Annotated in this window: 10 protein-coding genes; 4 read left to right on the top strand and 6 right to left on the bottom strand. The window is 62.9% G+C overall.

The genetic code is table 11. From position 1 onward, the window contains the following. Positions 1-136 precede the first annotated feature (136 nt). From xthA to OKB81_RS18085, 3 genes are all read right to left on the bottom strand, one after another. Entirely contained in the window at positions 137-943 is an 807-nt protein-coding gene (gene xthA / locus OKB81_RS18095; protein ID WP_041205378.1) for an exodeoxyribonuclease III, read from the bottom strand. A 240-nt stretch (positions 944-1,183) separates the two neighbouring features. Continuing rightward, entirely contained in the window at positions 1,184-2,146 is a 963-nt protein-coding gene (locus tag OKB81_RS18090; protein WP_069785315.1) for an ion channel, read from the bottom strand. A gap of 60 nt (positions 2,147-2,206) precedes the next feature. Further along, positions 2,207-3,853 (bottom strand): response regulator, encoded by a 1,647-nt coding sequence (locus tag OKB81_RS18085; protein ID WP_103261425.1) that lies wholly within the window; start codon positions 3,851-3,853, stop codon positions 2,207-2,209. Between the two features lie 270 nt (positions 3,854-4,123). Between OKB81_RS18085 and OKB81_RS18080 the strand changes: the two genes are divergently transcribed. Continuing rightward, positions 4,124-4,549, top strand: coding sequence for an Hsp20/alpha crystallin family protein (locus OKB81_RS18080; protein WP_039039212.1), 426 nt, complete (start codon positions 4,124-4,126; stop codon positions 4,547-4,549). A gap of 41 nt (positions 4,550-4,590) precedes the next feature. Here OKB81_RS18080 and OKB81_RS18075 read toward each other — a convergent pair whose 3' ends face one another. Then, positions 4,591-5,634 carry an FAD:protein FMN transferase gene (locus OKB81_RS18075; protein WP_052816446.1) on the bottom strand — a complete coding sequence of 348 codons (1,044 nt, stop codon included), beginning with the start codon at positions 5,632-5,634 and terminating at the stop codon, positions 4,591-4,593. 299 nt (positions 5,635-5,933) lie between these two features. On the opposite strand from OKB81_RS18075, the gene azu reads away from it, so the two are divergent. Next, entirely contained in the window at positions 5,934-6,374 is a 441-nt protein-coding gene (azu, locus tag OKB81_RS18070) for an azurin (protein ID WP_043155526.1), read from the top strand. A gap of 181 nt (positions 6,375-6,555) precedes the next feature. After that, positions 6,556-6,759 carry a hypothetical protein gene (locus OKB81_RS18065; protein ID WP_039039209.1) on the top strand — a complete coding sequence of 68 codons (204 nt, stop codon included), beginning with the start codon at positions 6,556-6,558 and terminating at the stop codon, positions 6,757-6,759. Here the strand turns inward: OKB81_RS18065 and OKB81_RS18060 are convergent. Both OKB81_RS18060 and OKB81_RS18055 read right to left on the bottom strand, forming a co-directional pair. Further along, on the bottom strand, positions 6,756-7,325 hold the full coding sequence (locus tag OKB81_RS18060; RefSeq protein WP_052815265.1) for a HutD family protein: 570 nt from the start codon (positions 7,323-7,325) through the stop codon (positions 6,756-6,758). The genes OKB81_RS18065 and OKB81_RS18060 overlap by 4 nt on opposite strands. Before the next feature lie 129 nt (positions 7,326-7,454). Beyond that, positions 7,455-7,826 carry a MarR family winged helix-turn-helix transcriptional regulator gene (locus OKB81_RS18055; protein WP_270668005.1) on the bottom strand — a complete coding sequence of 124 codons (372 nt, stop codon included), beginning with the start codon at positions 7,824-7,826 and terminating at the stop codon, positions 7,455-7,457. A 132-nt stretch (positions 7,827-7,958) separates the two neighbouring features. Between OKB81_RS18055 and OKB81_RS18050 the strand changes: the two genes are divergently transcribed. Then, a complete protein-coding gene (locus OKB81_RS18050) occupies positions 7,959-8,258 on the top strand; it encodes a DUF3861 domain-containing protein (RefSeq protein ID WP_042014216.1) in 300 nt (99 codons plus the stop codon). The last annotated feature ends 203 nt before the right edge of the window (positions 8,259-8,461 follow it).

Genomic DNA, 8,461 nt, shown 5'->3' with positions numbered 1-8,461 from the left:
TGCCTCCCTCATTTTTTAGCCCTGATACTACGTGGACTGGAACTCAAATTCTCTTAAGTGAACAGCATTGCCCGCATCGGCAGGGGCTGGGGTCGGGAGATGGCAGAGTTCCGGGCCAGGAGGCCCGGCACCGGGATCAGGCGAAGCAGGTCCAGATGGGGGCGTGATCGGAGGGTTTCTCGATGCCGCGCAGCTCGTAGTCGATGCCGGTCTCGGTCACTTTGTCCTTGAGGGCATTGGACGCCATGATGAGGTCGATGCGCAGGCCACGGTTCTCGTCAAAGCCCCTGGAGCGGTAGTCAAACCAGGAGAAACGCTCGCACTCGGTGGGGTTGGCGGCGCGGAAGGTGTCGGTCAGGCCGAACCCCTTGAGCCGCTCCATCCACTCACGCTCGATGGGCAGGAAGGAGCACTTGCCATCCCGCAGCCAGCGCTTGCGATTCGCCTCGCCGATGCCGATGTCGAGATCCGTGGGGGAGATGTTCATATCCCCGATCAGCGCTATCTGGTCGTCCGGGCTGTGGTGGGTCTCAAGGTAGTGCTGCAGGTCCTCGTAGAACTTCTGCTTGGCCGGGAACTTGGTCTCGTGATCCTGGCTCTCCCCTTGGGGGAAGTAGCCGTTCATCACCTTGATGAGGGAGCCGTCTTCCCGTTTGAAACTGGCCATGATCATGCGGCGCTGGGCATCCTCGGGATCGGTGGGGAACCCCTTCTGCACGTCGATGGGCGCCTGCTTGCTCATGATGGCGACCCCGTAGTGACCCTTCTGGCCGTGGAAGACCACGTGATAGCCCATGGCCTCCACGTCCGCGACCGGGAAGGCCTCGTCGTGGACCTTGATCTCCTGCAGGCCGATCACATCGGGCTGGTGCTTGTCGATGATGGCTTGCAACTGATGAAGACGGGCGCGCAGGCCATTGATATTGAAAGAGATGATCTTCATGTCAGGGATGCTCATGTCGTTTTTATTAGTCGCTATTGGACTAGGAATCCGGTCTGGATGCAAGTTCAGGTGCCGGGCTATCGGTAACCTGTTCACGATCTGTCGCGAGAGTCTGTCAGCAAGGTGACGCGCAGCAGAGGAGCCTGAGTGCATATGTATACATGGAAGCGCCTGGCGACACATAAGCGAGCAGCACATGAGCCTTGGAAGCGGCTTCCCAGCAAGATCGTGGACAGGTTTCTAGCGGGTCATCTTCTTGACAAACACCACCACGAACAGTGCCAGCGTGAAGCTGCCGGTAAAGGCTTCGAAGGCGGCGAAGATCCGCGACAACCCCACCGGGGTGAAGTCCCCATACCCCAGCGTGGTGAAGGTCACCACGCTGTAGTAGAGGCACTCCATCAGGAAGATGGCGTTCTGCTCCAGAGGAGCGTCCGGGCGATAGATGAGGTGGGTGCCCGCGAAGTTGAGGCCGCAGAAGAAGTAAAAAATGCTGCAGATGACGATGAGCAGCAGGGAGAAGAGCACCACCCGCATGGGGGCCTCGCCGTAACCGCAGAAGAGATCCACTATCCAGGAGGCGAAGCGGCGGTAGGACCAGAACGGCATCTGCAGGCGGCGCATGGTGAGCTCCTGCTGGATGTAGCGACCGGACATGGTGAAGATGCCCTGGGCCTCCGAGGCCTTGCGCAGATCCCGGTAGGTTTCCTCCGCCTCCTTGAACCAGACGCGGGCCTGCGCCGGGTCCCGCTCGCGGCGCCCCTTTCTGTCCTGCATCAGCCGCTTGCCCGTCTCCAGGTTGTCGAGGCGGGTGTTCTTCCAGCGGATGCCGAGCAGGTTGACGTCGTCGAGGGTAGCGCAGTGGAGGTTCGCTTCGCTCAGATCGGCCTTCATCAGGCTGCCGCCCTTGATGCGAATGCCGTAGAGATGGGCCCCCCGCAGGTTGGCGCGATAGAGGTTGCACTGCTCCAGCAAGAATCCCTCCGGACCCTGCCTGTTCACCAGGTTGAGATCCGCCAGCTCGGCGCGGGCCAGTTGCAGGCCGTGGCACAGGCCCCCCTGGCGCACATAGCGCTCCAGCGCCTGGGCGGTATCAGGGGTGTTGTGGGCCGCAGCGGGGTCGTGCCAGCGGCAGAGATCATGATCCCCTGCCTCTTCGGTGCAGTGGCGGCCATCGGCCACCAGGTATCGGCACATTGCCATGGTGTTGCCCCTCCCTTCCCTGAGTCAGTATCAGCATAGGTGAGGGGAGGAGGGGGGATATCAGCTGTGCTGATGATATTCCTGGCGCAGCTTGCGAAAACGTTCCTGCTGGGCGGGGTTGAGGGGGATGCCCTCCAGCACCTCCAGGGTCTCCTTGCACTCGGTGCCAAACTCCGGGCTCTTGCGGTTCTTCTGCATGAGTTGCAGCAGCACCTGGATCTTGTTGAGGGCGGCGCCGGTATTGGCGGGCGCCCGGCGCAGGGCCTCGCGAAAGTGGCCGAGGGCCTGCTCCAGCTCCCCGGCCTGATAGGCCTTGATGCCCAGATCGTTGAGCTGCTGATAGCGCTGGCGCCGCTCCTGCACCGTCTTGTCATCCCGGGTCACCTGGATGCAGGTGGTGAGCAGCCGATCCTCATCCTCCGCCAGCAGGGATTGCAGGCTCTCGGCGTACTCGAACTCCCCGAGCTGATAGAGGGCGAGTATGGTCTCGCCAAGGAGGGCCGGAGGCATGGTGGCGGGCTCGTCCAGCCAGTTCTGGTTGGCGCGATAGAGCATCTTCTTGCCCTTTAGCAGCTCCCCCAGGGCGATGCGCACCCGGGCCTGGCAGATCTGCTCGAACACCGGGTAGTTGAACTCCGACATCATCAGGGAGTCGCGGATGCGCGACAGGGCGGAGTTCACCTGCTTTTGCAGGTTGGCGATGTGGTAGCCGTCGTTGCTGTTGAGGGCATAGAGGGTAAGGGTCTGGATATAGGCCCCGAGATAATGCGGCGTGCGGTGGATCGAGTTGCGCGACAAATCGATGAGGGCGAGCAGCACGTCCTTGGCCTGGGCGTAGTCGTGCCGTTGCAGGCACACTTCCGCCAGACGGCGGGAGAGCTGCACCGATTGGAGAGAGATGTCCACCGCCCGGCGCAGCTCCTGCTGGGCCTGCTCGTCATTGCCCAGCGCCAGCAGGGACTCCGCGAGCCAGAGGTAAGCCTCCACCATCAGGGGGGTGTGTTTCAGGGTGGCTTGCAGGTGGCTTACCGCCTCCTCGTGCAGACCCAGGGTATGGCACGCCTTGCCCAGGGTGAGGCGAGCCCAGCTGTTCTCCTGCCCCGCCAGCAGCTGGCGCATCAGGCTGCGGGCCTCCTTGGCCTGGCCCAGCTTGAGCTGGGTGTCGGCCTGCAGGCAGCGGCAGAAGTTGGCAAAGCGTGGCACCGCGTCCGCCTGTTTGGCACAGGCCTCCACCAGGGCGGGCAGATCGTCCCGGGTGAGGGCGCTGAAGACGCTCTCCAGTGCCTGGCGACGGGCGAGGGCGCGTTTGAGGCGAAACGAGAACTGCTCCTGGGAGAAGGGCTTCATCAGGTATTCGTCGGGCTCGGCTTCCAGCGCGCTCAGCACCATGGCGCGGGAGCCGTCGCTGCTGACCATGATCACCACGCTTTGGGGCGGAATGAGTTGCTGATCCCGCAGGCTTTCCAGCAACTGGCGGCCGTTCTCGCCCGCCCCCAGCTCATAGTCGAGCAGATAGATGTCGAAGCTCTCTTTCTGGCAGCGGCGGCGCGCCTCGTCGGCGGAGTTGGTGTAGGTGATGCGGTTGATGCCGATGTTGATCAGCATCGCCTTCATCATCATCTGGAAGGAACGCTGTTCGTTGACCAGCAGGATGCGCTTGGGCTTGGGCTGGGGTTTTTTCTCGGGTACGGAGTCCGGTGTCTGCATCTGTCTGGCATCAAGGCGCTACGGGCTGGTGGGAGAAGTGTGCCACCAAAGTCCGCAGGCAGGCAATTGCACATGGGGAGGCCTCCCGGTTTTTCCCGCAGACCTTGGGTGAAAAAAAGGGTGTCTTGCCTTTGATCCCGGTCAAGGGAAGGCGAGTTGGCACTGGCAGGCGCTGTCCCGGTTTTTAGACTTGAAGAGCGTCAGCATGCGGGAGGCAACAGAGGGCAGGGTGCCCGTCTGCTCCCTTGCCCGCTCACAAGGAGGGATCAGATGAGTTTGCTACCGAGTCGCACCAGCCTGTTTGATGACCTGTTCCACGACATGGCCTCCGGCTTCTACATCCGCCCCCTGCACGGGGACCCGTTGCCCAGCCAGATCAAGCTGGATCTGCGGGAGAGCGGGGATGACTACCTGCTGCAGGCGGAATTGCCCGGGGTGGCGAAGGAGGACATCCACGTGGACGTGCACGGCAAGCTGGTGACCCTGAAGGCGGAGATCCGCCAGTTTGACAGCCAGAACAAGGATGAACGGGCCCTGCGCAGCGAGCGCTATTATGGCAGCGTGTCGCGCAGCGTCGAGCTGCCGGTGGAGGTGTCGCCAGAGCAGGTGAGCGCCCGCTTTGACAACGGCATCCTCACCCTGCGCCTGCCCAAGCAGGCGGCCAGCCCCGCGCCCCACCGCATCCCCATCGAATAGGCGGTCAGTGAACGAGGCCCCGCACTGCGGGGCCTCGTCATTCAGGGCTGCTTGCGCACCAGATAGGGGGCAAACTCGGGGGTGTGGCTGGCGGCAAAGCCCGTGGCGGTCTTCTCGATGAGATAGACCGCCAGCTTGTGCTCCCTGGCAAAGGCCATCGCCCGCTCGGGGCCCATCACCATGAGGGCGGTGTCGAGGGCATCGGCCTCCAGGGCCGTGGGGGTGATGACGGTGGCGGAGACCAGCTTGTGGGTCACGGGCTCGCCGGTGGTGGGATCGATGATGTGGGAGTAGCGCTTGCCGTCGAGCTCGTAATAGTTGCGATAGCTGCCAGCGGTGCTCACCGCCATGCCGTTCGGGGTCACCACATCCTCGATGGCGCCCGGTCTGTCCGAGGGCTCGACGATGGCCACCCGCCAGGGATTGCCCTTGTCGTTGTGCCCCTTGCTGCGCACCGCCCCCGCCACCTCGATGAGGTAGTTGTGGACCCCTTTTTGCTCCAGCAGCCCGGCTATCTCGTCGGAGGCCGCACCCTCGCCCAGGGTGGAGAGATCCAGATAGAGATCTGGGATGGCCTTGCCGAGCAGGAAGTGATCCCCCTCGGGGGTCAGGGTGAGCTTGTCGATGCCGACCCGCTCCCGCGCCTTGGCGATCTGCTCTGCGCCGGGCCGCCTGACCGGGCGCTTGTCCGGCCCGAATCCCCACAGATTGACCAGGGGGCCCACGGTGACATCGAGAACCCCCCGGGTGAGGTGCCCGGCGTCAATGCCCTGTTGCACAATCTTCGCCATGGTGGCCGGGATGACCTGGGGGGGCAGCCCCGTTCCCTGATTGAAGCGGGAGATGAGGGAGCCCGGATCATAGGTGGAGATCTCCTTGTTCAGGCGTGCCAGCAGCGCCTCCACCTCCTGTTGCAGTGCTCCCTGTCCGCCGGGGAAGGGGTCGCTCAGGGTCACCGCATAATAGGTGCCCATGGTGTTGCCCTGGATGCGGGTCTGGGTCGGGGCCGGCTGGCAGGCGCCAAGCAGCAGGATCAGGGAGAGCAGCAGGGTGCGCGCCAGCGCAGGCGCAAAGGGGAACTTCATCTCTCATTCTCGCGGGAGTCATCGACGGGGGAGCAGCTTAGCCAACGGCTGCGGTGTTGGCGAGTGGCCGTGGGCGGGAAGGCCGCAAATAATTAAGCGGGACGGGGATGTGAGCAACCCGCTTTGGGCCCGGGGTCGGGAGAAAAGAAGTGACCGGGCCCTCAGGCTGGCCCAAAAGCGGTCGTCCTTCGGTGACATTTGAATATAATGAAGATCGATCCTGACAGCATCTTTGCGGGTCGCGCCCACGGGGGCGAGATGCCTGTGCTGTCATCCTTCGTCAATCAAAGGAGAACGTGATGAAAAAGGTGTTAACCCTGCTGCTTCTTGGCTCCCTCGCCACCCCGGTCCTGGCCGACGAGTGCGCACTGGTGATCGAAGGCAATGACGCCATGCAGTTCAACCAGACGGCGATGAGCGTGCCGGCCACCTGCAAGGAGGTGACGGTGACCCTCAATCACACGGGCAAACTGCCGGTGGCCAACATGGGCCACAACTGGGTGCTGGCCAACACCGCCGACTATCAGGCCATCGCCACCGCCGGCATGAGCGCCGGGGTCGATCACGACTACCTGCCCAAGGATGACCCCAGGATCCTGGCCCACACCAAGCTGGTGGGGGGCGGCGAGAGCACCAGCGTTACCTTCAAGACCGACGGCCTGGCGGGCAAGGATCTCACCTTCTTCTGCTCCTTCCCGGGCCACTTCGCCCTGATGAAGGGCAGCTTCAAGGTGGGGTAGTGCCAAGGACCGTGTCGCCGCCAGTACAAGCAAAAGCCGGGAAGGTCCCGGCTTTTTTGTCTTCGCTTGCGCTGCGTCGCGGTGCTTTCATGATCTGGTCTGGGGTGGCAAGGGGATGAGCGGCGTAGAATAGGCCGCAAATGGGCCAGTGGCCCGCCTACGCCCCTTCGGAAAAGAGAGCATGAATGCAGTGAAATGGATGCTTGGCTGTTGCCTGATGCTGCTGTGTGCCATCGCGCTGGCCGCCGAGCCCCCGGTGAAGAAGAGCCGGAGCGGCATCTGTCACCCCAAGGGCGGCACCTACTACAGCCGCACCAGGCACTATACCCCCTATGACACCATGCAGGCCTGCCTCGACAGCGGGGGCCGTGCCCCCCGGCGTTAAACGGCGGCTTGCTTGGGCTGCAGGGTAAAGAAGGCGAGGGTGGTCTTCTTGCCGCACTCGAAGCGGATGTTCTCCTCCCCCTGCACCACCAGGGTCTCGCCCGGTGCGACCTGCTGTCCCTGCACGGTGAGCTGGCCCTCCAGCAGGTGGCAGAGGTAGCACTTGTCCGCCTCCAGGGTGAGGCTGAGGGGGAAGGGCAGGTTCAGCACCCGCACGTTGGCGCTGATGCGCGCCGGGTGGTAGATGAGCCCGAGATCCGTCACCTCTTTTTTCAGCAGCTCGCAGCGGGTCTCGTTATCCCCGCTGAAGTGGGCCGCCTCGAAGGTGGCGTAGGGGTGGCCGTTGAGCACGAAACCGGCACCGCTGACGGGCAGCAGGATGCGCTGGTAGCCGGGAAAGCGGGAGAAACTCCCCGCTTCCTTGATGGGGGCCGAGCTCAGCCGATAGTCAAAGTCGAGCTTGTCCAGGGTCGAACCAGGGGGGGAGATCAGGATCTGGGCCGTGGTGCCCTGCCTGTTCTTCCAGGGCATTTTCAACTGGTCGGACTCTTTAATCAGGGTGATCACGATGGCGCCTCGGCGGGAAGGGGAGAGTGGGGCCAGTGATACCATCTCCGGGAGTGGCTCACAAGGCGCCGCCAGCACAGGCCGCGCTGGTTGGCCACAAATCAGGCAGCGGATCCCCTGACGCTGACCCTAATCGGTCGACTCAAGCCCTTTTTCTATCTTGTCCAGCAGTTGCTGCAACTGCGCTATCTCCGCCGGCGTCAGCAGGGAACACAGCCGTTCGTCGAGCCGTGCGGCCTCCTGCTCCCCCTGGTTGACCCGCTCGCAGGCCAGCGGGGTCAAGGCCAGACAGATGCTGCGTCTGTCAGTGGGATGGGGCCGCTTCTCGATGAGCCCCTGTTTCTCCATCTCCTGCAGCAGGCGCGTCACCTGCGCCTTGTCGCGGCCAGACCGCTGTGCGATTAGCTGCGGCGTGGCGGGATCCAGCGCATGGATCAGTTGCAGCACCTTGTAATGGAGGGGGCTAAGGGCGATCTGCTGTGCCCGGAAATGCTGCGTCATGGCGATTTTGTACTGATCGAGGATCCGGAAGAGGCGGTTTGACAACCTCATGGTTGATAAAGTCAACTTAAAAGGGTTTAATTGATTTTATCAACCATATGGGCAAAAGCCCAGCCCGAGAGGAGATGAAAGATGCCACACACTTATCGTGTACAGGTCCAGGCGCTGGACCGCGAGGTGCCCCCGTTGCAGTTCGACTGCCAGAATCACGACGACATCTTTGCCATCCTGGCGCTCAGCAAGGGGAAGCTGGCCATGTCGGAGCAGGAACATCAGGCGTTTATCGTCGGGTTGAAGCTGTTTGGCGAAGTCATGATGCAGCATCGCAAAGAGGAGCTGTTCAAGGGGTTTCTCCCCCATTTCAAGCAATTCATGGGGCAACTGAAACGCACCGCCAGGGGAGAGGAGGCCGTGGTCGCCCCTTCCGAGTGACCCTGCCCTGACCCCAAGGGCGAGCGCTCCCGCCATCATGCCTGATGCAAAGGAAACCCCGAGGTTGTGATCCCGGTGCTGTCAAAGCGGCGGCGGCCCGCTACACTGGCAGCTCGTTTCACGGAGGACCCATCTTAAATGCGAAAGGGGACTCCCTCCGACGTAGGTGGGAGGGGAATTTCGCCGGGGCGTCAGCCCCGCTG

Source organism: Aeromonas sp. QDB56, from assembly GCF_027705505.1.
Classification (GTDB): domain Bacteria; phylum Pseudomonadota; class Gammaproteobacteria; order Enterobacterales; family Aeromonadaceae; genus Aeromonas; species Aeromonas caviae.
Note: the sequence above shows the minus strand (reverse complement) of the source record. Positions and strands in the feature narration are given on the sequence as shown.